This window comes from Vibrio sp. Y176, assembly GCF_033438945.1.
Window position 1 is genome coordinate 375,222 of the sequence record NZ_JAWOQS010000002.1, and the last position, 23,740, is coordinate 398,961.

Sequence of the window (23,740 nt, forward strand, 5' to 3'; positions counted from 1 at the left end):
TTTGTGATTACTTTTTTAATTCGGCTTGTAGGGCGCGAAATGCGGTTACTTGTTCTTCAATCAACTCGCGCTTTTCGTTACGGCCTAAATAAACCTTGAAAATATTGCTTCCGCACTCCGAGAAAAAACCAAAATAGTGACTCTCTCTACCCATAAACGGTTTACTGACTAATGCGACATTTTTAACGTTATCTAATTTAAGGTGGCCGTGCAGTTCACCTTCTCTACCCATTAAATTGTAATAGCCACGCGCCACTTTTCCTTTTGGAAACGGCGCTTTAACTTCAAAGATAGAACCAAAAGAGTGGACGATGGTCGTCACCGGGCCAAAACCAACCAAACTTTCTAGGATGCTTTGCGCTTGCTCTCCTGGTGCAATAGCCACCATTTCCTGAGGTAGAGCCGCAACAACCTCAAACTCGGAAATGCCAAGACGCTCTGCCATCGCAGCTGGCAATAATTGTGGTTCTTGCTCTAGTAATACTTCAACTTGTTGCTTGATTGATTCCATTGTGTCTTCCGTTTTTGTTCAATTTGTTTTCATTAATTATTGGATGCTTTCGGTACGGTTTCGTTCATCTCTGACGTGAGTACCTGAATACAACTTTGAGCCAATGACACAGCCCAGAAGCTGCCTGCAAGAGTAAGGACTGCGCTACGTTCATGTAGTTGTACTAAGCCTTTCGCTTGCCACACTTTAAATAGAGGCAATAAAAACCCGAACGCGTCCTCTCCCATAAATGATGGAAGTTGATTTGCTTGAACAATGCCACGGTCAAACGCAGATTTGAGTGCAGAAAAAAGTGGTTCTAGAGGGCTTTGCTTCATCATCATCGCGATGGTGCTTTGACCTTCTTTGACCGCTTTAATATAGGTCTCTAGTGTGCGGTGTTGCATCATCCCGTAGCCACCGATATTACCTCCAGCACCACAGCCAATTGGCAATACCTCTGCATAAGTCTTGGCTAAACTATTGTATAAACTACGCTCGCGGTTATCGATTGCCCAATGGTTCACACTCAGTTGCTTCATATGGTGTTTGGCCATAAAGTTCACACCGAGCTCATACATTCCCGCTTTTTCTGGTGTGGTCGCAGGTGGCGGGATTTTTCCCTTTTCTACGAGGTTGAGCATGGGAGCTGACCCACCAACCACTAACTGATACAAGTCCAGTCCGTGTGCGCCAGTCGAGAGGAAATCATTTAAATCTTGCTCTAACACTTCTTTGGTTTGATAAGGTAAGCCATAGAGTAAATCGATAATGACCGGAATTTTGTCTTCTTTGGCGATCTCGCTCACCCGTTTGAGGACATCTTCTCTATCATCTAAACGTTTTGCGCTGCGGCGCACTTGTGTATTAAAACTTTGCACACCAAAAGAGAAACGATTAAACCCACCGTCTAAAGCGCCTTGATACAACTCATCAGAAAAACGATTGATGCGACCTTCTAAGGTGATTTCGCAGTCTGCAGCCAAAGGAAAGTGGTCTCGGATAGCCTGGCCTAACACACGAACCTGTACTGGAGATAGATCCGTTGGCGTTCCGCCCCCGATATATACGGCGTGAAAAATACCATTTTGTGTCCAAGGTAATGCCGCTTTCTCTCTAAGCTCCTGCATTAATACTTCAAAGTACTCATCAACCAGTGTGCGACTTGCAGCATTTTGAAAGAAATTACAAAAAGTGCAACGAACGCGACAAAACGGAACATGAATATAAAGACAGCGTTTATTGGTCGCTTTAATTGAGTTAGCCGTAATACTCGAAAAAATCGCCTGTTGTTGAGACGAGGGCACAGGTACGCTCGCTCCCCCGGCATGTGCAGAATGCTTCTTAACAAAAGCAAATCGCAATGGATCAGGACTATCACTGCCCAACACTGATTCATCAAGCTTATCGATATCGACGCTCATATATACTCGCTTAACTCCCATCATGTAAGGGATGGAAGCTGATCTTGAAAATTCTGCAAGAATCATAATTTGAGCGTAATGATAATGCAATTGATAATTGATCTTATTTCCATTGTAAGTAATAATCTGCCCAAGTTTTCATAGTTTCCCGAGATATTCCGTGAACGTACAAAGATATGTCATTGCAGGAGGTGCTTCCCTTGCCATCCATGCCGCACTTCTTTTTGTTTCTCAAGAGACAAAGGTGTTCGCGATGCCGGCTGGAAACCCAGCAAGTTCGGTAAGTCTAAATCTTGTGTCTGCTCCTCCAGCTGTCGAAAAATCTACACCAGAAAATGTAGCACCACCAAAAGAGCAGCAGCCTCAAGACCAACCTGAACCAGAAAAGAAGATTGTAAAAAAACAGGTCGTCAAGAAAGACGCTGTTAAGAAGAAGGTAGTAGAGAAAAAACCTGAACCGGTTAAACAATCTAAACCTAAAGCGGTCGAGCCCACCAAAACCGTAACAAAGCAAAAGGTTCAGCCCGAAGCGAAACCAAAGAAAAAAACGGAACCAGTGAAGAAAGAGACGGTAGCTCAACAATCCGCACCTGCGAGCCAATCCAAAGGGGCAACGTCTCAGCCTGTCTTGGTAGACAAACCAACGTTTGTGAGTCAACCAACACAACCCCGTTACCCAAGGTCTGCACAAAGACGCGGTATTGAAGGTGTAGCCTTGTATGAGATATGGCTAGATGAGAATGGTAACCAGATTAAACAGGTTTTGATTGAGTCTTCCGGCACAGAGTCGCTAGATGCCTCAGCACTTCGTGCGATCAAACAGTGGCAATTTACACCACATATTTCAGGTGGGCTAAAAGTCGCTCACCGAGTACAAGTACCTGTTCGTTTTAAGTTGGATGGATAATGGAACAACTACAAGAATTACAAACTCAATTTGGGCTGATGACATGGCCTTTGATCATTTGCTCAGCTCTAACCGTGATGATCATCGCCGAGCGATTATTCCATGTGTTAATTAGCCTTGGTGTAGGAAAACGAGCCATTCGCCAAAAGCTCACAGGATTAGACCCAACAAATGGGAGCGAGCTTGAAGCACTTGCTGAAGAGTTGTCGAATAAGAGGCCGCTTCTGTACCGTGGTGTTGCGATGTTGCTTGCTCATCATTCTTTCTCGAAATCTTTAAGAGAAGATGCCGCAGGTATTTGGCTGCAAGAAAAACGCCATCAGCTGCATTCCGGCCTTCGTTTGCTGACGCTGATTGGTGTCATCAGTCCTTTAATTGGCTTGCTTGGTACGGTACTTGGCTTAATTGACATGTTTAAAGGCATCGCGGTTTCAACGGGGAATATCACTCCGAATGATTTGGCTGACGGCCTAGGTCTTGCTATGCGCACCACTGCCGCGGGTCTCATTATCGCACTTCCTGCCATTTCAGGAGCGCAGATCATTGGTTTGTGGGCGGATCGTGTAATCGCCAAGCTTGAGCACACTTTAAACTACGTCAACTTATGGCTTGAAGGTATCTCGTTACAGCATGTCTCGCCAGACCACTCAAAAGTAACACTGCGCTCTTCTGAGAAGATTGAGGCTGCAACTCAATGATTAAAACACCACAAGAAAATAGTCGTAACGGTTTAACCCCCGATTTAACACCGCTGTTAGACATTATTTTTATCGTCATGGTTTTCCTGATGTTAACCGCAGCGGTCAAACTCGATTCATTAGACGTCAATTTACCGAGCACAGAATCTCAGGCTGTTGCAGATGTCGATAAGCAATCCATCACGGTAAATATTCTTAAAGACGAGCCTTACTGGGCTATTAACGGCAAGACATATATCGATTGGGACAACTTTACCCTCGCGCTGTTAGAAGAGAGTAAGTCAAGCGATAAACCGATTGTAATTGGAGCAGAAAAAACCGCGAATATTCAGTCGCTAGTACAACTTCTCGGCTTTTTACAAGAAAACGGAATTCAAGCAACTCAGTTACTCACTGAAGAGCCATCATAAAAATAAGTAAGATAGAGATCCTTTCAAAATGAAGAACACACGCATCACTATTCATGCTGTTGTCACGGCAGCTATTTCCCTACTTGCGAGTAGTCAACTTTTTGCCAATGAAACGCCATCCTCAGAGCGCGTTGTTAGCGCAGGCAGCGCCGTCACTGAACTCTTGCTTGAACTCGACGCTAAAGATAGCTTGGTTGCTATCGACGTCACCAGTCAATTACCAAAAGGAATGGAACTGCCTAAAGTGGGCTACCATCGTCGTCTTTCAGCGGAGGGGTTGCTCGCCTTACGTCCGACAAAAGTCATTGGTTCTGATGAGATGGGGCCGAAAACAACATTGAGCCAATTGAAATCGGCTGGCGTAGATGTAGAAATCGTTAATACTGATGCAAATGTCGAGGGCCTTTATCAACGTATTGATCAAATTGCGAACCTTATGGATCGCAAAGCTCAAGCTGAAAGCTTAAAGCAAGATGTCCAGGCGCAAGTACAAGCACTCAATGCAAACCAACCTGATCAAGCGAAGAAAAAGAAAGTGCTCTTTCTGCTGATCCATGAAGGGCGACCTGCAAATGTTGCGGGCTCACAAACGACACCCGATGCAATTATTCAACTCGCCGGCGGACAAAACCCAGCCGCTACACAACTCTCGTCTTACAAGCCTCTATCCACAGAAGCGATGGTAGAGATGCAGCCTGACGTGATTCTTGTTAGTGGTCGCAGCTATGAAACGTTGGGTGGTGCCGATGCAATTTTAAAAGCAATGCCGCTTCTTGCTGCAACACCCGCTGGAAAGAACAAAGACATCATAACGATTGATGGCCATGCTCTGGTAGGTGGTTTGGGCCTTAAAAGCCTTGCAGAAGCTAAACGCTTGAATGCACTGCTTTACCCATAGAGACATGACATGTTGTTAAGACGCATCCCCCTTTCAACGACGTTATCAGTGCTTAGTGGATTTTTAGCATTTATTGCTATCGCCTCTATTACCGTTGGCCCAATGAACATTAGCTTTGCTGACAGTTTGCGTAGCCTAACGGGAGGCAGTTCTGATCTCGCTCCTCACATTCAGTTGGTCATTAACGAAATCCGATTGCCTCGCACCATTTTGTGTATGTTCATCGGCGCCATTTTAGCAATTTGTGGTGTGGTTATGCAGGGCTTGTTCCGTAACCCATTAGCCGAGCCTGGTATCATTGGTGTGTCTGCTGGCGCTGCTCTTGGTGGTGCATTCGCTATTGTTGTATTTGCTGAATTTAGCCAAAACTATCCGCAACTAATGAACTTAGCGGCTCTGCCTCTTTTTGCTTTCATTGGCGGTGCACTAACGACTATTCTCGTTTATAAACTCGGCACAAGTAAGTTTGGTACCTCAGTTACAATTATGTTGTTAGCCGGCGTTGCCATCAGCGCGCTCTCGGGTGCTGCGATTGGCTACATGAACTTTATCGCAGATGATCAGATGCTGCGAGACTTGACGCTTTGGTCGATGGGCTCATTAGCTGGTGCAAATTGGTCAGGGATTGCTCTATCTGCTGTAACACTCGTCATCCTATTGCTCTGGTTTCAGAAGAAGTCGATGGCGCTGAATGCTCTGTTGTTAGGGGAATCAGAAGCAAGACACTTAGGAGTTCCGGTTCAAAAACTCAAACGTCAGCTTATTTTACTTTCTGCACTGGGTGTTGGTATTACGGTGAGCATCAGTGGTGCAATTGGCTTTATTGGGCTCGTGATTCCTCACTTAGGGCGCATGCTCGCTGGGCCTGACCATCGAACGCTATTACCAATATCTGCCTTAATGGGAGCACTGCTTCTTACTGCCGCAGATATGTTTGCTCGTGTTGCCGTGGCACCAGCTGAATTACCAGTTGGAATCGTGACCGCATTGATTGGCGCACCCTTTTTCATCTACTTATTGTTCCAGCAAAAAGGGAAGATTTTGTAATGAACCAGATCGTTTTATCGGGGAAAAACATTTCGATGACGTATGGCAACCGTGTGGTGCTCGATGACATCAACATTGATATCCGAACTGGTGAAGTGACCGCCCTACTCGGCCCCAATGGCGCAGGTAAAAGTACTTTACTCAAGCTTCTATGCGGTGAGATCTCTTCGAATCATCACATCACCTACTTCGGTAAACAAAAGCATGATTGGGAGCCTGAAAAAAGCGCCAAACATATTGCAATGCTCCCGCAGCACAGCACCTTAACCTTCCCATTTCTAGCCAGAGAAGTAGTAGAGCTGGGGGCAATACCGCTATCACTGTCCAATAAAGAAACCACTAAACTGGCTTTACATTACATGGAACAAACCGACGTATTGCATTTAGCAGAAAGCCTGTACCCGTCTTTATCTGGTGGAGAAAAGCAACGACTGCATCTAGCACGAGTGATGACACAACTACATCAATCTGGCGAAAAACGAATCTTAATGCTTGATGAACCTACCTCAGCGTTGGATCTCGCCCATCAACACAACACGTTAAAGATTGCTCGTGAAACGGCAAAAGCACAAAACGCAGCGGTGGTTGTGGTGTTACATGACTTGAATCTAGCCTCTCAGTACGCAGACCGCCTTGTACTCTTGCATAACGGGAAACTAGTTTGTGATGACACGCCATGGAATGCACTAACGTCAGAGCGCATTGAGCAAGTTTATGGCTATCGATCTATTGTGACAAAACATCCGACGCTAGACTTCCCTCAAGTGCATGCCGCAGCATAAAGCGTATCTCCTCTAAGCCGTCTCTAAAACACTTTGATACGACAAAGGCCCGCAATATGAGAATTGCGGGCCTTTGCTTTGATAGTGGCAGAATTTGGTGCTTTAAAGGCTATTACTTGCTCATTTGGATCAATGATCGACCAATCAACCACTCAAGCTCTTTGTCACCACCCGCACCAAACTGGCTTTCAACCATTTTGTATAAGCGGTCAATACCATTAGCAGCAAATTCTTGCGCATTTTCAGCGGTGACAATGTGATGGAATAGCAGTCGTAAAATCGCGAGAAACTCAGCATCTTCCAGCGCTTTAATCCAACTTTGTGAAAATGCATTTAATCCTTTATCAAACTCTAAGTGTTCAATAAACATTTTAAAGATACGGCCATCCAGTGCGGCGGTGAAGTCCGTTTTCTTAGGGAAGTGGTGGCTAATACCGGTACGCGATATACCTGTCTGCTGGCTTAGCGTCGTGTACGACATTTTGTCGTAACCTAATCTGAGTAGCTGATCAATAACGGCATCCATGATCTTTTGGATAGTGATTTCGGTATCTTCTTTACTACGCTTTGGCATATTTTAAGCTCTTCTCTTTGTAAATCCATCTAACTCACTATTAAATGAGGCCAGAATGAAATCATTCTTAGCATTATACCCGGCTCGCCGATGCGGTTCGATTAGCGAAAACCTAGAAATCAGGTTGCTAAGCGCTGCACTTGAAAGCGCTTTGGGTATATGTATTGCGACTATTTAATATCATGTCGAGTTCCAAACCATAACGTCTTTACACTGCGTAATGTGTAATTTTCAGTTATGTTTTTGTCAATACATGCTACTCAAAATAAGGCGAAAAGTTAGTCTCATCAAAACCTTGCGCCAATTATTCATCGAAACTATTCAAAGACCAAGAATGATAATTATTAAAAATAATCAATCAAGAAATAGTCTTATAAATTAACCATTAGTTCAACTGGACTGAGCAAAATCTCGTCACTATGTTCGTTAATTGATTTTAAATGTTGATATATATCACATTAACGTTCTTGATGATTTAGTAATCCAATCTTTAACCCTTACTTAACAAGTGCCTATTCTGTTCCTTTTTTACGCAAAAGTCGTCATTTTTGTAGATACAGATCAAATACCTGATAGAATACCCTTAGTATTTACAAGAGGATTCGTTATGAGTGTCGAATTAGAAAAAAACCAAGTATGTGAGGCCTGCGGCTGTGCTGGCGAGATTGGCTTTATCATCAAAGAAGGTGACGAAGTTACCGACGTAACGGTTTTCGCACAGACAAAAACAGAGCTAGAGTCTGAACTACAAAAATACATCGAGCTCGCTAAATCAGTATGTGCTGATGTTGAATACAATGTTTCAGAAATAACCGAAGAATTGAACCAAGCGACGGCTCGATTCAAATTTGAAGTAAGTGCTGAAAAACTTATCTTTGAATTAAAAACTCGCTCACTCGCGCGTTAATGAAAAAAGCGAGCATTATGCTCGCTTTTTATTTTTCCAATCTCTTAATCTTAAACCGCTCTAAATGAAACAGACAACTTCGGCGCGTTTATTTATCTTTTTTGAACACGACCCACTTTAACGAGCCATTGGTTTCAAAATCGTTCTCAGCGGTACACATCAGTAATACGCCTTCAACATTAATCACGGCCCCTGTGGTGTAGGCTTTATCATCGTAGTAACAGATACGCTGACCTACCTTACCGTCAGCAACTATTAGCGCTTTGTTTTCTGGTGTACTGTATGATTTAGCAAAAACGGAACCCGACAGCAGTACTGCAAAAACACCAGCGGTAAAAATAGATACACTTTTTAACTTCATGAAAATCTCCCTCAAACCTCAATAATACTAACAAGGACCCTTGTGAAGTTCTTGGAAGAATCTCATATTATTCAAATATCTACTGATATTTTTCTCACCTCTACGCTTGAATCTGCTTCACATTCAATCATTTAATTTATCTCATTTTAGTAAGCTTGAAGTTACTTAGCGCAGTAAAGAAGCGCACACTTTTAGCGTGCATCTCTAATTTGAATATTTAAGTTATGAATCAAAAACTGTGAGCAAAAAATGCATAATAGGTTTATTTAAGTATAAGATAAGCACCTGTTGATCTCGGTATTTAACTAAATCTTTGACTATGCGTTTTGTTTCCCTATGCCTTACTTCAATCCTGCTCTGCTCGTCTCCTTTGGCATATGAGCTAGATTACTATTCTAAGTTTGGTCACATCGATAATTACGGCAATCTTGACCTTAGAAACAAGCCTTACACCCAACTACCCTCTGGCCTAGTGGTAAAGGGCAACTTAAACATCTCACAAACCCCTATCAAAACCTTGCCTAAAGGGCTTGATGTTGAAGGCAGTCTGGAAGCAACTAACAGCGCACTCAAAGTTATTCGCTCAGGAACAAAGATAAAAGGCTATGCAAACCTACTAGGTAGTAAGATCGAAAACTGGCCTAAAGGCATCAAACTAGGCGGTTACCTAAATCTGACAGATACACCGTTAAAAGCGCTTCCAGCTAAACTTCGAGTAAAAGGTGATCTAAGTGTTATTCGCACTCCCATTTCTGATCTTCCTGAAGGATTGGTGGTTGATGGTAATCTCTATATTGGAGGATCAGCGCTGAAAGTATTTCCAGACACAATGACGGTGAAAGGGAATATCTATTTAGGTGGTAACAGGATCACAAAATGGCCCAGCAATTTAACCCTTGGTGGTGCCGTCGCACCTTAAAGAGCAGATAAACAAAAGCCCCGGCAGACCGAGGCTTTAAGGCATTCTGAATCAACGAGTTCAGTGACGAAAGTTACTCTTGGTTATTCACAGGATTAGCATAGCTCGCCACCAAATAAGGTCTTGCGCCTTCAGGTAGCTGATCCAACTTATCCGCGAGATGACGCTTAACCGCTTCCGTAATGATGCTCGAATCTTCATGCCCAGCAGCTAACAAGTTGATTGGGTACAACTTGTAGTTGTTGTGAATTTGGCGGTCGATTTCACCAGCAAGAGATTCCGGCGTTTCAAACTCTTGCTCAATCACATCACCAAACGCAACATGTACACGGCCTTTATAGCCAACGATACCTTGAATGATGCTTTCGATATCTTCAAATTCGCCTTTTTCATAGCGGCCATTTTCTGCTTTTTCGTACAGCTCTTTTGCTTTGGCAATGTCACATGGATCATTTTCATAGGCAATCGAGACAGGAACGATTTTCAGAGAACGCGTGTACTCACCAAAGCTGATCTTTTGTTTACGACCTTCAACATGGAACATTTTTAAAATCGCAGGATCAGTAAAGTCGTTTCCATCTTTAGCACGGCCTTCCTTTTGGGCAATCCAAATTGAATTGCCAGTATCAAGCGAATGTTTGATATAGCTTGACAGTTGTCCCAATGCTTTCATCATTTCTCTAGGCGCTTTAGCAGAGCGCTTAACGATGAAGCTCTTATTGAGTCGCATCAATTCTGTCGCACATGGCTTCTTCAGCAGGTTATCGCCAATCGCTATACGAACTGTACGGTGCCCACTTTGGTACAAGCCATAATTTACGAGCGCAGGGTCCATCGCAATATCACGGTGGTTAGAAACGAATAGGTATGACGTGTTTTTATCCAGCTTATCCAAACCAGAAAAAGTGACGCCATCCGTTGTCTTATGCAATGTATCTTTCAGATACTTCTTCACTTCAATCTGAATTGCTTCGACAGAATCAAGCTTGCTCCACTTGGCTTTCAGGTAGATGCGCAGGATCGGGCTCATTAGCGTTTTGAACCACGCTGCTTTATTAGCAAAGCGATGTTCTAGGATAGCAGTGATAAATTCATCATCTTGGATTAGACGATCCAGCGCTGCTGGAATTTCTTCGTCGTTGTAAGGACGAATTTCAATATAAGGATCGGTATTGGCTGTCATTGTTCATTACATATCAAAAAAAGCTGGCACATTTTACGCATAGTTTTGCTGACAAGCAGCATTTCAACCCATACTTTTAACATGGTCATACCAGTTAAGCCACCATTTATCATGCTAAAAAATTCTCTCAGCAGGTTGGAATCGTATGGGTTTAACGTTACCCTTAGCGCCAAAAAACACTGGTACTCATAATGAACTACGCAATTGAATTTCACGACGCTAAATACCCCTTCCTTGATGTAGCTGCGCGTAAAAAAGCACTGAAGCACAGTCTACTGTCTGTCATCGAAGGGTTAGCCGTCATTAAATTGGGTAAGCAGGAGTATGCCATTGAACCAGGCCAATATTTTTGGATTCCTCAAGGATGTTTGAGCTCCCTCACCTTTTTACCTAATTCTCGTGTATATCGTTGTGATTTTTCTGTGCGTTTAAATGACGACTTCTCACAACAGGCGGGCTTTGTGAAGCCTTCACCGCTACTAAAAGCGCTCGTCGAGAAGCTAGCAACAACTGCCGAACGCTCGGATCTGCAAACCGATCTACTGACAGTAGTAAGACATGAAGTATTGACGCTGTCTCCTAAACTAGCGCACTCAACGTTAACGAGAACCATCAATCAATGGACTCCTGGCTGTGACATGAATATTTCTAAAGAGCTTTGCTTGGTACTAACACTACGTGAAGCAAGAAAAATGAAACTGTCGGGGAAGAAGGAAGAGCAAATTGTTGACTCTCTTTTTGCTGGTAACACCGAAGAATATGAACAGCTTTGCTTTTTAGTCTTTGGAGAAGCGCTATAATTTGCTCTTCAACAAGCTACGTGTTCAGCATTACGTAGAGTTACGGATACAGAAAGTAGAGATTCAAGTAAAAACAAAAAGGGCGTACATTGATAATGTACGCCCTTTTTTCATTTGCTTGAGGTGTCTAGAAAGGTACCTCTATTTGCATCATCCAGTCAGCGTCATAATATTCGTGCCAACGATAATCAAACCGCATTCTTGGCTGTCCGTCGGATTTATCACCAAAACCAACGCTGAACATCAACCCGTGACTACGAAGCCACTCTTCTGTATCCATTTTACTCTCTTCGTCTCGAAGCTCTTCCGGCATCCAAAAACCAAGACCAAAGTAATTCTTTTCTAAGTTTTGAGTTAGAAGTGGGGTGTCTTCCGGCTTAATCGCCCACTCCTCCCAATAGTTTTCTGTTGGTCCTTCAAGCTTCGCTTCCGCTGCATACCAAATCAATGCTTCAGTACTTAACACGCCGATGGAATCTAAAATTTCTTCACAGATAGGAAGAGTGTTATCTTCAAACACCACGGAACGATCAGAAAAATAGTTACACGCGGAATGAGCTTGTGTCACCACAAGCAGCGCACATGCACTAAATAAAACGACTCTGACCATGAAAATCTGACCTCTCAGTTCCCAGACAATGTTTCTCTGTATAAGCCTTTACTAAGTAATAAATCACGTACGGAAGGTGTTGTATAGGCGCCGATCTCTTCACCCTCGGCCAATGCTTTGCGAATATCTGTGCTTCTGACTTTTACTTTTTCAGGACATGCCATAACAGTCCAACGTTCCGTAATCTCTTCAGCTCTACTAAATTTAGCAAATTTGAAGAAATTATCAGGACCAATGACAAAAGTTATATCGGCAGTTGGGTAGATTTCTTGAATTTTTTCTAACAACGCATAGGTCGTCACACTTTGTCCAGGTTGGTATAAAGCTTGCTCCACATCAGAACGCTGAACATTAGAAAGCCCCATATCCTTGATGAACACATCAACCATTTTGCACCGAGTTGGGTAATCAAGCATGTTCTTGCCCCAAGCGTGTGCAATGCTTGGCTCAAGTAGCACAAGATCAAAGTGGCTCAATGACTCAATAACACTTTTATGCCCTAAACTAGGTGGGTTAAATGCACTACCAAAAATGGCGATTTTTTTCATATCCGGTGATTACCTGGTTGAAGAGAGTTTTCTAATCTGATGATTTCGGTATGATACTACTAATCTTTACAGCTTTTGACCCTAAAGTCGCGTTTAATGAGCCTCAATTGTATGGTTTATCACCATTTGAGCAAATGTGCTTTAGAGTCTGAAATATTTGCAGGAAAAGGAACCCTAAATGGAACAATCCATCCGTGACGAAATGCGCGTACTCCCTTCAATTGATCCGCATTTTGAAATTGAACGCCGTGTCGCTTTTATTAAGCGTAAATTGCAAGAAGCAGGCTGTAAGTCTCTTGTTCTTGGCATCAGCGGTGGCGTTGACTCAACGACATGTGGTCGTTTAGCTCAGTTGGCTGTAGACCAACTGAACGAAGAAGCGGGCAACAATAGCTACCAATTTATCGCAGTTCGCCTGCCTTATGGGGAGCAAAAAGATGAAGATGAGGCTCAGCTCGCTCTGTCTTTTATCCAGCCAACCCATTCTGTATCGGTGAACATCAAAGCAGGTGTTGACGGGCTTCATTCGGCTTCTCACGTTGCATTAGAAGGCACAGATCTTCTACCAACTGATGCAGCAAAAGTCGACTTCGTGAAAGGCAATGTAAAAGCGCGTGCTCGCATGGTTGCTCAATACGAGATCGCGGGTTACGTAGGCGGCCTTGTTCTTGGTACTGATCACTCAGCAGAAAACATCACTGGTTTCTACACTAAATTTGGTGATGGCGCTTGTGACATGGCACCATTGTTCGGATTAAGTAAGCGCCAAGTTCGTGAAGTAGCTGCTACATTGGGTGCACCTGAGCAACTAGTGAAGAAAGTGCCAACAGCAGACTTAGAAGAGCTTGCTCCACAAAAAGCAGATGAAGATGCCCTAAGCCTAACTTACGAGCAAATCGACGACTTCTTAGAGGGCAAACCTGTTCCACAGCAAGTGAGTGACCGTCTGGTAGCGATTTACAAAGCAACGCAGCACAAACGCCAGCCAATCCCGACGATTTACGACTAAGCGATATTTTCAGCTCTCTTTAAAACTCAAAACGCTGCTAAAAATAGCAGCGTTTTTTGTCTAGGAACAGTTTTTGTCGAAGGACAAAGGTGCTCTCGCCTAGTTGGTTACTGTTACGTCCGTCTCTGGCACAGCACAACACGCCAATACGGTTCCCATTGCACGTTCCTCATCAGTCAGCGCGGGCACGTCCGGATGATGAACTTGCCCCGACGTAAGCTGAACTTTACACGCGCCGCATAAGCCAGCACGACAGCTATTGCTGATGACCTTCCCAGCATCTTCGAGCTGATCTAACAACGTTTTTTGGTTGTTGCCTACGACTTTAGTTCCATTAAAGTCAATAGCGAGACTTTTCTCTGGCTTTGACGCAAGAGAAGAAACTCCAAACGCTTCTTGATGGTAGTTTTCCTCTGGCAGCCCTTTTCTTAGTAGAAGACTTTTTGCTTTATCCATAAAGCCATCCGGGCCACACACAAACACCTGCCGCTGTTCAACATCTTTGATTTGCTTAATGTGTGACAAACTTAAACGCCCTTTCAAACCAAACCAATCAACAGCAGGTTGCGTTAAACAGACTTTTACTTCTAGCCCTGGGTGCTCACGCTTTAACTGCTCCAACTCTGAGCGACAAGGAATATCATTCTCGGTCCGACATTGATGGTAGAAAACCACGTTCTCCAACTGATTATGATCCGCTAAGTAACGTACCATCGATAGCATTGGTGTTACTCCGCTACCCGCAGAGAGTAACAGCAGAGGCTGCGCTTCATGCGTTTTAAGGTGGAACTGACCGTCAGGTTGTTCTGCCTCTAAAACATCACCGACTTGTAAGTTGTCTAAGAGTGAGTTAGAGACTCTTCCACCCGCGATACGCTTTACAGAAATAGCATAACGACCCGGGCGAGAAGGACTGGATGATAAGGTATAGCGTCGACCCACTTTCTTACCATCAATATTCACCTCTATTGGCAGGTGTTGTCCTGGCAAGTAATTAGGCAACGAACCTTTGTTTGGCTCTAACCATAAGGTCACAAAGTCTTGGGCAATTTCTTCACGCTCAACACATGTAAGCTTCATGCGCACTGGCGAGTTGTCTGCGTAAAACTCCGGCTCTTTGTACTCCAATACTTCAACTTTATCGCCTTGACGAATAATGCCTTCATTTCGCGCGACAAGATTCTGGCCAAAGAACACACCACCGACATCGTTTGCACGGAACTGTTGCAAGGTTTTGAGCGGCTCTTTGCTCTCACGGAATGTGCCTCTTTGGGTATTCACCGTAGTCAGGATACAGCGCTCGCAAGGTTTGAGAGACTCAAACTCTACCTCACCGATTCGTATGCGCTTCCATGAATCTTCTTCAAATGGCTTAGTATCAGAGACAACTAAGTTAGTACGAAACTGATCCATTGAGTGTAGCTCTGAACTTCTTCGGTTCAGCTCATCAAGTGAAGCTTGGCTGATCACTAAAACCGGATAACCATCAGCAAAACTGACGTTTTGACCTAGCTTTTCACGGACACGATTCGATTGCTCACCACTAAACAACAACTCAACGCGTTGCCCCAACACACGACTAAACCAGTCATCTGCATCATCTGTCGTGGTATAGGCAGTAAATGTATCTTTCCAAACCGTTGCTGGTGTCTCCTGCATTTTGAAATCTTGGTAACGGATTTTAAGTGGCTCCATACCCAAACTACTAAACACCACTCCATCGGACAATAAGGCAGACTTAATGGTTACCATTTGCGGATACTTTCGCGCAGTGATCATCGAGCCATCAGCTTTCGCAATCATAAAGCGACGATCGAAGCTCAATCCTTGCTTCTCAACCCATACGGACGACAGCGATAATCCGCCAACTGACTTAACCGGAAAAACATTAATTTGGGATAAAACGGGTTGCGACATGGCCTTCTTCCTACGGGTGTTTTTTATTTGTTGCGGTATTGTATACTCAAATCACATTAAGTTGCAGAGTCTACTGCCTCTTCATCCATCGCAACTTTCTCGAAACCATATTCTTATAAATTTGGTTTTAGTGACAAGTATTTACTACACTCAATATTCGCGTTTTTTAACACCGTTCTGACCAAATACCGTTTGATAAAGTGTGATACGACACACATAATTCACCCAAGTTATCACTACTCCCATTTATCGATTTGGAGCTTAATTATGGATACAAGAAAACTGGTTCTGATTTTGTTATGTATCTTTCTTCCGCCTGTCGCGGTGTTTATGGAGAAAGGTCTAAATAAAGACTTTTTGATTAATCTAATATTGACGTGTTTCTTCTTTCTACCAGGTACGATCCACGCGCTTTGGTTAACAATGAAGTAACCACTTACACTCTCACTCTTTATAAAATTGAAAAATGGGATGAAATATGAGGGCAATTCCTCTATCATCCTGTCGCCTAAGCGCAAGCGTTTGCTCAAAAGCAAATACGGCGCTTAGGCTCCAATCAGACAACTTTTCAATGGTGGGAGCAATTAATGACAACACTGACTATCACTCGTCCTGACGACTGGCACGTTCACTTACGCGATGGGGAAGTTCTTAAAGACACCGTTCGCGACATCAGCCGCTACAATGGCCGTGCGCTGATTATGCCAAATACCGTCCCACCTGTTACTACAACTGAGCTCGCCCTAGCCTACCGTGACCGAATTCTCAAAGAGCAACATGGCGAACAGTTTAAGCCTTTAATGGCGCTTTACCTTACAGATAACACGACACCAGACGAAATACGTAAGGCTAAAGCAACCGGACACATTGTTGCTGCCAAGCTCTATCCTGCTGGCGCCACAACAAACTCAGATTCCGGTGTGACCAATGCGAAAAACATTTATCACGTTTTAGAAGCAATGGAAGAAGTAGGAATGTTACTTTTGGTTCATGGGGAAGTAACACATCACGATGTTGATATCTTCGACCGAGAGAAAGAATTCCTTGATACTGTCCTCGCTCCTATCGTCAATGACTTCCCTAATCTTAAAATCGTTCTAGAACATATCACCACCGCCGACGCAGCAAACTTCGTTAACAACGCCTCAGACAACGTAGCGGCTACCATCACTGCCCACCATCTTCTTTTCAACCGTAACCACATGCTTGTGGGTGGTATTAAACCTCATTTCTACTGTTTGCCAATTCTTAAGCGCGGAACCCACCAGCAAGCGCTGATCGAAGCAGCAACTAGTGGTAGCAAGAAGTTTTTCCTAGGTACAGACTCAGCGCCACATGCGAAAGGGGCAAAAGAATCGGCTTGCGGTTGTGCTGGTTCTTACACTGCACACGCAGCGCTAGAGCTTTATGCAGAAGTCTTCGAAAAAGAAGGCAAGTTGGAAAACTTGGAAGCTTTCGCAAGCTTCAACGGTCCTGATTTTTACGGCATTGCACGTAACACAGATACAGTAACGTTAGAAAAATCCGCTTGGGATGTGCCAGAAACGATGCCATTTGGCAATGATATCGTTGTGCCTATTCGAGCAAATGAACAGATCGAGTGGAAAGTGAAGTAAGTACTTTACTGACGTTTCACCCATAAAACAGGGTCATGCTTTTTGTAAAAAGAAGTCATGACCCTTGTTATTATCGTCTCATGTTTTAGATGTGATTATTGACCACGAAGCTTTTCAACCATCGTCCAGACCGCAACCACAACCAACCCCGCCACAAAGCCGATAATACCGTTCAGTAAAATAGGCAAAATGGCTGTAGCAACCGAATGACCACTAAAGTTCATAATAATCGGCTCTACAAAGTGATGAATGGCTGGCACGTTGTGCACCACAATTCCTCCACCCACCAAAAACATCGCAGCAGTTCCTACAATGGTTAACAACTTCATCAACTTTGGTGCAAAAGCGACCAAGGCCCCTCCGACTTTCGCCACCCAACCTTTACCGTTTGAGCGACTTTCAAGGTAAAGGCCTAAATCATCTAGCTTCACAATCCCAGCGACTAGTCCATAAACTCCAACCGTCATAATCACTGCAATTAAACTGACAACTAAAATTTGCGTAACAAGACTGGCTCCTGTCACGGTACCTAACGCAATCACGATGATTTCTGCTGAAAGGATAAAGTCTGTCCGAATCGCACCAGAAACTTTACGCTTTTCATACTCTTCTATCGACTCGCCAGTATTAACTAGCTCATCTTCTTCTTCGTGCGGATGCGAGTGAGGAAACACTTTCTCAAGTACTTTCTCTGCCCCTTCAAAGCAGAGAAATAAGCCGCCAATTAGCAATAATGGCATGATAAGCCATGGAATAATCGCGCTAATAAGTAAAGCTGAAGGAACTAAAATCAATTTATTTTTGAATGAGCCTTTTGCAACCGCCCAAACCACTGGAATCTCTCGCTCAGATGCAACACCAGACACTTGTTGAGCGTTTAACGCTAGATCATCTCCCAACACACCTGCGGTTTTCTTTGCCGCCATTTTTGACATTAAGGCGACATCATCAAGCACCGTGGCAATATCGTCCAACAGTGTGAGTAAACTTGCTCCAGCCATTTTTTGTCTCTTATATGAAATTGAGTAAGTAACAAAATGTAACACCAATGAATCACTCATCAAAGTGATGATTTTGCAAAGAATACCACCCCAAATGGTGTTTTATATTGCCGTAAAGATAAGACAGGTCTAGTCTTGTGATACCTTTCAGCAGTCAAAAGAAAAAGTATAGATGAAAAGTGGATACATTTACCCGATCGGTACTCCTGGCCAACCTTGGAACGAAGAAGAACGTAAAGCTTGGTTAGCAACGCAAGAAGTAAAACGTAGCTACCAAGATGAAGTCGTCAGTAAAATCGATGCCCTACGCGAGCGTTTTGATGTTGAACAATATGGTGCGCTCTCATACAACGAGGCACGCTTCCCTCTGTTTTGTATCAAAACACACAATTGGGATTCAACTAAACCTGTTGTGTTGGTCACAGGCGGCGTGCACGGTTACGAAACCAGCGGTGTACATGGCGCATTAAAGTTTGTAGAAACAGAAGCAGAGCGCTATGCAGAGCATTTCAATATTGTCGTTGCACCCTGCGTAAGCCCTTGGGGTTACGAGGTGATCAACCGCTGGAATCCAAACGCGATTGATCCAAACCGCTCTTTCTATAAGGATAGCCCTGCCGAAGAGTCCGCTAACCTCATAAAGCTAGTTGCAACTTTAGGCGATGTGTTAATGCACATTGATCTACATGAAACGACAGATTCTGACGAAACTGAGTTCCGTCCAGCCTTAGCTGCTCGTGATGGTATTGAGTACATTGAAGGTATGATCCCAGATGGCTTTTACACGGTGGGAGATAGTGAAAACCCTCAGCCTGACTTCCAAAAAGCGGTCATTGAGTCAGTTGCAAAAGTGACTCACATTGCACCAGCAGATGAAAACGGCGAAATCATTGGTTCACCCGTCGTACAGTTTGGCGTTATCAACTACCCAATGGTAAAACTGGGCCTGTGTGGCGGCGTAACAAATTGCGTTTACGGCACGACAACGGAAGTGTACCCAGACAGCCCAACAGTGACCGACGAAGAATGTAACGATGCGCAAGTCTTCGCTATTGTGGGTGGTCTAGATTACCTAAAAAATAAGCTTGTATAACCCGAACTAACAGCGCCTTGCAATATAAGTTCGTATAACTTTATAGCACAAAAGCTTGCAATCTTTCATATGAGATACATTTCAACATTAACAAATGACCACATTAATATGGCTACTTCTGAAGAGATTAAAACGCCATGACTTCATGTGGCATGATTGATATTACATATGAGTTGCGTTAAAACGCAAGCACTGGATAAGCTGCATGCTCAATATGCACCTCTGCTGTTAAAGCTGTACTCGCCACCTACAGTGTAAATTAATGAAGTTTTACTAGTTTAGGTCACCCTAAACTAGTAAAACCGATTAAGCAGATTAATAGCAATATATTAAGCCTGATGTTCTTTAACTCTTGTTCGTTGAGGTACTCTCGAACGTTCACTTTTCTAGTAACCTAATCAAAGACAATCGATAATTCTAGTTTCTACGTCATCAACAAATCGCCTAAAGAACACTTCGACCTTCTTTCCCTTATAAAAGGCACACGAAAGATCTTGGGTCACCTCAAATATTAATCTACCCTGCGGCCAGTCGACAAAACAAAGCTGAACAACGAAAAAGTCGACATAGATTTTTATACTTGGAAACATCGCCTTGAATAAACTCTCTTTAGCAGAGAATACCGTAGTTATAAATTCAGCGTAATTAGAAAACAGCGTAGAAAACGCATACTCCTTCGCACACAAAACATTAGGAGAAATAGAGCGCGCAATTTCATGGGGTAACCACTCCTGCCTATCAATACCAAAATACCCCTTTTCATCGGTGGCAACTATCGCCACGGCACATGTAGCACTATGACTAATGGAACCATAATAGCCTTCCGGCCATAGAGGCTCTCTATGAGCTCCAATTTGGGGCAGCTCTACGTTTGACGCCTCAAGTAAACACATTGCCATTTGTACGCATGCGCGACCAGCCATAAACTCACACTGCCTAGACTGAACGGCTCGGTGTAAGTTCGAAGGCAAACTCACACCTAGTGCCATTAAGTTACTTCTAAACTTGGTGGAATAGTCAATGTTCAAAGACACTTTTACGATGTTCTTGGCGATCCATTCCGTTTCAAACTTCAAGTTAAGTGCGTTGGCTGCCAGAGTAGATTTCATCTCAACCAAAAGTGCTCACCTCAATAATAGAACTGGTGTATAAATATCTAACATGACGAGCTTTCCAAATGCGCCAAACCATAAGAAATGCGTATTCTTTCAGTTGTCCAAGGTTGCCCCTCCATCAACTCGCAAGTCATGCATCGTGATATGGTTTGCTGCATCCGAAAGTAAAAACAAAATAGTGTTAGCAATGTCCTCTGGTCGAGCCAACTTTGCAAGTGGGATGCCCAACCTAAACTGACTTGAATCACCCGCGATCACTTCAGCCTCAGCATAATTTTCAGTCCACAACTGTCTTTGCATTGGCGTATCTGTTGAACCTGGGCTGACAATGTTGCAGCGAATACCAAACTGAGCAAGTTCGATTCCCATGCATTTCACCATCATATGAAGCGCTGCTTTTGAGGCTCCATAAGCACCAATCGCGTTCCTTGGTGTATTAGCTGCATTAGAACCAATAATCACCATGCTTCCAGAGCCTTGAGATTTCATCCCCTTGGCAAGGGTTTGCATTAATGCGAGGACACCAAAAGTATTTATCTCAAAAGTCTGCTTCACCACATCGATAGACAACTCATGGAGAGCTCCAACATGTAGCACTCCAGCGCAACAGACTAAATGGTCAAATGCAGCTTGTTGCTGCCAAGACTCCACTATCTCAACAATTCCGCTTTGATTGTTTAGATCTAACCAACGGCATTCAAACTGCGTAGGGTATCTTTGAGCCAAAACTTGCGTATTTTTATTCAAGAGGTCTATTTGCTTATCTGCCACGAGCACTCGAGCACCTGCGTTCAGTAAATGTTCTAAAGTTGACAAACCAATGCCAGTTGCCGCTCCAACAAGCAATATTCTTTGATTATCTAATGACATCATGATTTCCACTAAAAACAATGAGTCTACTTCTTAGAAAGTAAACTCTTTTAATGTTGGGGACTTAAAAAATTGACATACTAGGCAAGTGACATTCACTGGCCGTTACTATGGCAATACTGTCAATAATACGTTTTAGGTTAGTGTTGCCTGAAGTACGGCCTGGCTGATGAGGACTTCTTTCATTTTCTGTCCAATGCTAGAAACCTGTTCAGCGTTGTAACGAGCAGTCTGATAAGTAACAATTAAGCGCAAACTACGCGCTTCGTTGACCACGTTTTCCATAATTTCAAAGTGTAAACCAAAAAGTGACTCAGTTTTATTTGGGAGGATTTGCTGGTACGAAACCGATTCACCCTGAGGATTTTGTAGTGAGCCATACAATGCATTATCAGCATGAATCTGAGCATACACATCAAACAATAATCCGTTGTTGGGCTCAAAACCAAGCTCGCGTTGAACCATATCAATCGGCACTGTTGCGTGGGGCAAAGAGTCATTGATGATTTCAGTTACATGTTCAATCAGCCTCACAAAAGATTGCTCAGGGTCAAATACCACTCGGTGAGCGACCATTGTGGTGTAGTAGCCGACTGAGCCGAAGTATTTTGCATCATCGCGTCCTGATGCAGATGTACCAATCACCAAGTCCTTTAAGTCTCCTGCGTCCTGCAGAGCATATGCAATAGCAGAATAAATAACACTGAAAATAGACGAGTTGCACTCTCTAGCTAAGGCAGAGACAGCCTGATGAGCGAGTGAACCTAAATCGACTTCTATCCAATTTGCTTCAATTGCATTAATAACAGACGCCTTTTGCTCAGGTTTATGTTCGGTCAGGCAGAGGCCTTGAGTAGCGTCTTGCAAATGCTCCACCCAGTAACGCAGATCTTCTGGACTTGCGCCACGATTCTTCTGCGCGACAGCATAATCATGGACGCTAAGCGCCGGTTTTGTCCAAACGGGTTCTAAGCCTTGAACTCTCGACATGTATGCATTTGAAAGCTCAGACATCAAACTATTTAATGACCACTCATCGATGATCATATGATGAATCAGAAAAGACAATACCTGCTTTCCTGTTTGCTTATCTCTAAAGAATCGTACGCGCAGAGGAAGCTCTTTAGATACATCAAACACATAAGCCGCTTCAGAAGCCAAGTTCGCATTACCAGCGTCTGTGCTTCCCCAAAACCAAGAGTAATTTGGCAAGTCTTTCTCATCAATTATACGCTGCCCTACGCCACTCTCGTCATCAACAAACAAACTCCTGAGGCCAGTGTGGCGAATCAATAAATCTGAAAATGCGAGCTCAAATGACTCCTCGTCCACTTCTCCATCAAATCGCATTGCGAATGGCAAATTAAAAATCGCACACTTGCCAGTAGCAACATGTGCGTCCCATAAGAATTGTTGTGCGAATGACAATGGATAGCAACTTGATACCGTTGCCTCCTGCATTTCGAGTTCTTCTGAAGGCGTTGACAGCGGCGACTGATGAGGCACCGAAGCACACTGAGCAAGAGCTTTCACGCTCGGAAATTTAAAGAAGTCATTAAAGCTAACTTCGATACCATGATTATTCATTAGGTTCCCAATAATTCTAGTTGCCAACAGTGAGTGCCCACCAATTTCAAAAAAGTCGTCATCTAATTCAACATCAGGGTCATCGAGACTATCCCTAAATTCAGCTAATATTATTTCTTCAATATTACTTTCAGAGTCATCATGGTAATAAAACTGAGCGATATCTATACCTTTCGGATTAAAACCAGCACAATAAGAGTGGTTATTCAAAGCTTCGTAGTTAGCACTTAATAAATTAATGATAGTTGTATTGTTAATATGTGGTTCTAATATCGGATGAGTAACAATAAACAAATACTTCTCTTGCTCAGTTTGTAAAATAACTACTCTAAATGGCGACTGAGACTCTGGGTCCCACTCGCGCATTTTCATTGCTTTGATCAACTCTGGCAACTGCTTACTGGCTAAATCTAAAGTGTCAATGAACTGGCTTTCTTCCGATAGATGCCACTTCTCTAACTCAAAGTCTTCAGATAATCCGTATCGAAGGTTTAATCGCATATCGACTAAAACAAGCTTGTGTAACGCTCGTTCAATTAGAACGTTTTTGCTTTTTTTATCAATAATATAGCAAAAAACCCTCCATTCAATACTCTGTGAATCTTGAAGCTGTCGCATCCAAACTTGCTCTTCATATTCGCCGATTGGAAGTAGGACTTTAGGCTCTTTAGTGACGTTGTTCATATAAAATCTAACTCTTACTTGGCCGCTTGACATGTTAGCGACCTGATTTTTTAGGATTATGTGTTAATTTGCTTACACATCGACAATAATGGTGATAGGATTGATTATCATTTAGATTTGCATTTCACGTCAAGCCAATAATTATATTGAGTTGAAAAGGGAGTTTTTTGTCAGCTAATCCGAGTTAACTGACGAATTAATCCGTTAAATTTTAAGTTGTAAAGTGGCTCTGACAACATTTTGAGAATTAAGTTGTGATCGTATTGTTTATTAAAGAAAACCTTGGTTAT

General features: G+C 43.3%; 25 protein-coding genes. 13 read left to right on the forward strand and 12 right to left on the reverse strand.

Going from position 1 to position 23,740, the window contains the following annotated elements:
• Window positions 1–7: 7 nt before the first annotated feature.
• Together hutX and hutW are read right to left on the reverse strand one after the other, a co-directional pair.
• Entirely contained in the window at window positions 8–511 is a 504-nt protein-coding gene (gene hutX / locus R7O13_RS05890; protein ID WP_005385051.1) for a heme utilization cystosolic carrier protein HutX, read from the reverse strand.
• 32 nt (window positions 512–543) lie between these two features.
• Window positions 544–1,914, reverse strand: a complete 1,371-nt coding sequence (gene hutW, locus R7O13_RS05895) for a heme anaerobic degradation radical SAM methyltransferase ChuW/HutW (RefSeq protein ID WP_318303269.1) — start codon at window positions 1,912–1,914, stop codon at window positions 544–546.
• A 160-nt stretch (window positions 1,915–2,074) separates the two neighbouring features.
• Between hutW and R7O13_RS05900 the strand changes: the two genes are divergently transcribed.
• Genes R7O13_RS05900 through R7O13_RS05925 form a run of 6 tightly spaced genes read left to right on the forward strand, consistent with a single transcriptional unit; the run spans window position 2,075 to window position 6,656 of the window.
• Window positions 2,075–2,821, forward strand: a complete 747-nt coding sequence (locus R7O13_RS05900; RefSeq protein WP_064354554.1) for an energy transducer TonB — start codon at window positions 2,075–2,077, stop codon at window positions 2,819–2,821.
• Entirely contained in the window at window positions 2,821–3,519 is a 699-nt protein-coding gene (locus tag R7O13_RS05905; protein WP_005385044.1) for a MotA/TolQ/ExbB proton channel family protein, read from the forward strand. The genes R7O13_RS05900 and R7O13_RS05905 overlap by 1 nt, the downstream gene beginning before the upstream one ends.
• Complete coding sequence (locus tag R7O13_RS05910) at window positions 3,516–3,929, forward strand: ExbD/TolR family protein (protein ID WP_005375322.1); 414 nt, start codon at window positions 3,516–3,518, stop codon at window positions 3,927–3,929. The genes R7O13_RS05905 and R7O13_RS05910 overlap by 4 nt, the downstream gene beginning before the upstream one ends.
• 28 nt (window positions 3,930–3,957) lie before the next feature.
• Window positions 3,958–4,827: a heme/hemin ABC transporter substrate-binding protein gene (locus tag R7O13_RS05915; RefSeq protein ID WP_005375320.1), complete on the forward strand. Its 870-nt coding sequence runs from the start codon at window positions 3,958–3,960 to the stop codon at window positions 4,825–4,827.
• A gap of 9 nt (window positions 4,828–4,836) precedes the next feature.
• Entirely contained in the window at window positions 4,837–5,874 is a 1,038-nt protein-coding gene (locus tag R7O13_RS05920; protein ID WP_054578656.1) for a FecCD family ABC transporter permease, read from the forward strand.
• Complete coding sequence (locus tag R7O13_RS05925; RefSeq protein ID WP_318303272.1) at window positions 5,874–6,656, forward strand: heme ABC transporter ATP-binding protein; 783 nt, start codon at window positions 5,874–5,876, stop codon at window positions 6,654–6,656. The genes R7O13_RS05920 and R7O13_RS05925 overlap by 1 nt, the downstream gene beginning before the upstream one ends.
• Window positions 6,657–6,768: 112 nt before the next feature.
• Here R7O13_RS05925 and R7O13_RS05930 read toward each other — a convergent pair whose 3' ends face one another.
• Window positions 6,769–7,230 carry a TetR/AcrR family transcriptional regulator gene (locus R7O13_RS05930; RefSeq protein WP_005385033.1) on the reverse strand — a complete coding sequence of 154 codons (462 nt, stop codon included), beginning with the start codon at window positions 7,228–7,230 and terminating at the stop codon, window positions 6,769–6,771.
• 607 nt (window positions 7,231–7,837) lie between these two features.
• Between R7O13_RS05930 and R7O13_RS05935 the strand changes: the two genes are divergently transcribed.
• The gene (locus R7O13_RS05935) at window positions 7,838–8,137 is read left to right on the forward strand and encodes a DUF406 family protein (protein WP_234499285.1); all 300 of its coding nucleotides are present in this window, start codon (window positions 7,838–7,840) and stop codon (window positions 8,135–8,137) included.
• Between the two features lie 88 nt (window positions 8,138–8,225).
• On the opposite strand, the gene R7O13_RS05940 is transcribed toward R7O13_RS05935, so the two are convergent.
• Complete coding sequence (locus tag R7O13_RS05940) at window positions 8,226–8,498, reverse strand: YnjH family protein (protein WP_005375306.1); 273 nt, start codon at window positions 8,496–8,498, stop codon at window positions 8,226–8,228.
• Window positions 8,499–8,817: 319 nt separating this feature from the next.
• On the opposite strand from R7O13_RS05940, the gene R7O13_RS05945 reads away from it, so the two are divergent.
• Complete coding sequence (locus R7O13_RS05945) at window positions 8,818–9,417, forward strand: hypothetical protein (protein WP_005375305.1); 600 nt, start codon at window positions 8,818–8,820, stop codon at window positions 9,415–9,417.
• Between the two features lie 73 nt (window positions 9,418–9,490).
• Here the strand turns inward: R7O13_RS05945 and R7O13_RS05950 are convergent, their stop codons facing one another.
• The gene (locus R7O13_RS05950; RefSeq protein ID WP_206957815.1) at window positions 9,491–10,600 is read right to left on the reverse strand and encodes a 1-acyl-sn-glycerol-3-phosphate acyltransferase; all 1,110 of its coding nucleotides are present in this window, start codon (window positions 10,598–10,600) and stop codon (window positions 9,491–9,493) included.
• 191 nt (window positions 10,601–10,791) lie between these two features.
• Between R7O13_RS05950 and R7O13_RS05955 the strand changes: the two genes are divergently transcribed.
• A complete protein-coding gene (locus R7O13_RS05955; protein WP_005375302.1) occupies window positions 10,792–11,400 on the forward strand; it encodes a hypothetical protein in 609 nt (202 codons plus the stop codon).
• 127 nt (window positions 11,401–11,527) lie between these two features.
• Here R7O13_RS05955 and R7O13_RS05960 read toward each other — a convergent pair whose 3' ends face one another.
• Together R7O13_RS05960 and R7O13_RS05965 are read right to left on the reverse strand one after the other, a co-directional pair.
• Window positions 11,528–12,010: a hypothetical protein gene (locus tag R7O13_RS05960; RefSeq protein WP_017635276.1), complete on the reverse strand. Its 483-nt coding sequence runs from the start codon at window positions 12,008–12,010 to the stop codon at window positions 11,528–11,530.
• A gap of 14 nt (window positions 12,011–12,024) precedes the next feature.
• On the reverse strand, window positions 12,025–12,558 hold the full coding sequence (locus tag R7O13_RS05965) for a nicotinate-nicotinamide nucleotide adenylyltransferase (RefSeq protein ID WP_137283073.1): 534 nt from the start codon (window positions 12,556–12,558) through the stop codon (window positions 12,025–12,027).
• Window positions 12,559–12,736: 178 nt separating this feature from the next.
• Between R7O13_RS05965 and nadE the strand changes: the two genes are divergently transcribed.
• Window positions 12,737–13,567 (forward strand): ammonia-dependent NAD(+) synthetase, encoded by an 831-nt coding sequence (nadE, locus tag R7O13_RS05970; RefSeq protein ID WP_005375299.1) that lies wholly within the window; start codon window positions 12,737–12,739, stop codon window positions 13,565–13,567.
• A 99-nt stretch (window positions 13,568–13,666) separates the two neighbouring features.
• On the opposite strand, the gene R7O13_RS05975 is transcribed toward nadE, so the two are convergent.
• Window positions 13,667–15,484, reverse strand: a complete 1,818-nt coding sequence (locus R7O13_RS05975; RefSeq protein ID WP_213968283.1) for a hybrid-cluster NAD(P)-dependent oxidoreductase — start codon at window positions 15,482–15,484, stop codon at window positions 13,667–13,669.
• Window positions 15,485–15,751: 267 nt separating this feature from the next.
• Between R7O13_RS05975 and R7O13_RS05980 the strand changes: the two genes are divergently transcribed.
• Window positions 15,752–15,916: a YqaE/Pmp3 family membrane protein gene (locus R7O13_RS05980; RefSeq protein WP_005375297.1), complete on the forward strand. Its 165-nt coding sequence runs from the start codon at window positions 15,752–15,754 to the stop codon at window positions 15,914–15,916.
• A 155-nt stretch (window positions 15,917–16,071) separates the two neighbouring features.
• Window positions 16,072–17,100, forward strand: a complete 1,029-nt coding sequence (gene pyrC / locus R7O13_RS05985) for a dihydroorotase (protein ID WP_042521573.1) — start codon at window positions 16,072–16,074, stop codon at window positions 17,098–17,100.
• 95 nt (window positions 17,101–17,195) lie between these two features.
• Here the strand turns inward: pyrC and R7O13_RS05990 are convergent, their stop codons facing one another.
• The gene (locus tag R7O13_RS05990; protein WP_025768513.1) at window positions 17,196–18,101 is read right to left on the reverse strand and encodes a DUF808 domain-containing protein; all 906 of its coding nucleotides are present in this window, start codon (window positions 18,099–18,101) and stop codon (window positions 17,196–17,198) included.
• A 172-nt stretch (window positions 18,102–18,273) separates the two neighbouring features.
• Here R7O13_RS05990 and R7O13_RS05995 point away from each other — a divergent pair, with 172 nt between their 5' ends.
• The gene (locus R7O13_RS05995; RefSeq protein ID WP_318303277.1) at window positions 18,274–19,194 is read left to right on the forward strand and encodes a M14 family metallocarboxypeptidase; all 921 of its coding nucleotides are present in this window, start codon (window positions 18,274–18,276) and stop codon (window positions 19,192–19,194) included.
• A 398-nt stretch (window positions 19,195–19,592) separates the two neighbouring features.
• Here the strand turns inward: R7O13_RS05995 and R7O13_RS06000 are convergent, their stop codons facing one another.
• The 3 genes from R7O13_RS06000 to R7O13_RS06010 form a co-directional block, all read right to left on the reverse strand.
• Window positions 19,593–20,303, reverse strand: a complete 711-nt coding sequence (locus R7O13_RS06000) for a 4'-phosphopantetheinyl transferase family protein (protein WP_052767693.1) — start codon at window positions 20,301–20,303, stop codon at window positions 19,593–19,595.
• Window positions 20,304–20,402: 99 nt separating this feature from the next.
• Entirely contained in the window at window positions 20,403–21,179 is a 777-nt protein-coding gene (locus tag R7O13_RS06005) for a 2,3-dihydro-2,3-dihydroxybenzoate dehydrogenase (protein WP_115386762.1), read from the reverse strand.
• A 135-nt stretch (window positions 21,180–21,314) separates the two neighbouring features.
• Window positions 21,315–23,450 (reverse strand): condensation domain-containing protein, encoded by a 2,136-nt coding sequence (locus R7O13_RS06010; RefSeq protein ID WP_318303279.1) that lies wholly within the window; start codon window positions 23,448–23,450, stop codon window positions 21,315–21,317.
• Window positions 23,451–23,740 lie beyond the last annotated feature (290 nt).

Excerpts from the sequence above, each read along its gene's own strand:
- hutX (WP_005385051.1), bottom strand. The coding sequence starts at position 511 with ATGGAATCAATCAAGCAACAAGTTGAAGTATTACTAGAGCAAGAACCA.
- hutW (WP_318303269.1), bottom strand. The coding sequence starts at position 1,914 with ATGAGCGTCGATATCGATAAGCTTGATGAATCAGTGTTGGGCAGTGAT.
- R7O13_RS05905 (WP_005385044.1), top strand. The coding sequence starts at position 2,821 with ATGGAACAACTACAAGAATTACAAACTCAATTTGGGCTGATGACATGG.
- R7O13_RS05910 (WP_005375322.1), top strand. The coding sequence starts at position 3,516 with ATGATTAAAACACCACAAGAAAATAGTCGTAACGGTTTAACCCCCGAT.
- R7O13_RS05915 (WP_005375320.1), top strand. The coding sequence starts at position 3,958 with ATGAAGAACACACGCATCACTATTCATGCTGTTGTCACGGCAGCTATT.
- R7O13_RS05920 (WP_054578656.1), top strand. The coding sequence starts at position 4,837 with ATGTTGTTAAGACGCATCCCCCTTTCAACGACGTTATCAGTGCTTAGT.
- R7O13_RS05925 (WP_318303272.1), top strand. The coding sequence starts at position 5,874 with ATGAACCAGATCGTTTTATCGGGGAAAAACATTTCGATGACGTATGGC.
- R7O13_RS05930 (WP_005385033.1), bottom strand. The coding sequence starts at position 7,230 with ATGCCAAAGCGTAGTAAAGAAGATACCGAAATCACTATCCAAAAGATC.
- R7O13_RS05935 (WP_234499285.1), top strand. The coding sequence starts at position 7,838 with ATGAGTGTCGAATTAGAAAAAAACCAAGTATGTGAGGCCTGCGGCTGT.
- R7O13_RS05940 (WP_005375306.1), bottom strand. The coding sequence starts at position 8,498 with ATGAAGTTAAAAAGTGTATCTATTTTTACCGCTGGTGTTTTTGCAGTA.
- R7O13_RS05945 (WP_005375305.1), top strand. The coding sequence starts at position 8,818 with ATGCGTTTTGTTTCCCTATGCCTTACTTCAATCCTGCTCTGCTCGTCT.
- R7O13_RS05950 (WP_206957815.1), bottom strand. The coding sequence starts at position 10,600 with ATGACAGCCAATACCGATCCTTATATTGAAATTCGTCCTTACAACGAC.
- R7O13_RS05955 (WP_005375302.1), top strand. The coding sequence starts at position 10,792 with ATGAACTACGCAATTGAATTTCACGACGCTAAATACCCCTTCCTTGAT.
- R7O13_RS05960 (WP_017635276.1), bottom strand. The coding sequence starts at position 12,010 with ATGGTCAGAGTCGTTTTATTTAGTGCATGTGCGCTGCTTGTGGTGACA.
- R7O13_RS05965 (WP_137283073.1), bottom strand. The coding sequence starts at position 12,558 with ATGAAAAAAATCGCCATTTTTGGTAGTGCATTTAACCCACCTAGTTTA.
- nadE (WP_005375299.1), top strand. The coding sequence starts at position 12,737 with ATGGAACAATCCATCCGTGACGAAATGCGCGTACTCCCTTCAATTGAT.
- R7O13_RS05975 (WP_213968283.1), bottom strand. The coding sequence starts at position 15,484 with ATGTCGCAACCCGTTTTATCCCAAATTAATGTTTTTCCGGTTAAGTCA.
- R7O13_RS05980 (WP_005375297.1), top strand. The coding sequence starts at position 15,752 with ATGGATACAAGAAAACTGGTTCTGATTTTGTTATGTATCTTTCTTCCG.
- pyrC (WP_042521573.1), top strand. The coding sequence starts at position 16,072 with ATGACAACACTGACTATCACTCGTCCTGACGACTGGCACGTTCACTTA.
- R7O13_RS05990 (WP_025768513.1), bottom strand. The coding sequence starts at position 18,101 with ATGGCTGGAGCAAGTTTACTCACACTGTTGGACGATATTGCCACGGTG.
- R7O13_RS05995 (WP_318303277.1), top strand. The coding sequence starts at position 18,274 with ATGAAAAGTGGATACATTTACCCGATCGGTACTCCTGGCCAACCTTGG.
- R7O13_RS06000 (WP_052767693.1), bottom strand. The coding sequence starts at position 20,303 with ATGAAATCTACTCTGGCAGCCAACGCACTTAACTTGAAGTTTGAAACG.
- R7O13_RS06005 (WP_115386762.1), bottom strand. The coding sequence starts at position 21,179 with ATGTCATTAGATAATCAAAGAATATTGCTTGTTGGAGCGGCAACTGGC.
- R7O13_RS06010 (WP_318303279.1), bottom strand. The coding sequence starts at position 23,450 with ATGAACAACGTCACTAAAGAGCCTAAAGTCCTACTTCCAATCGGCGAA.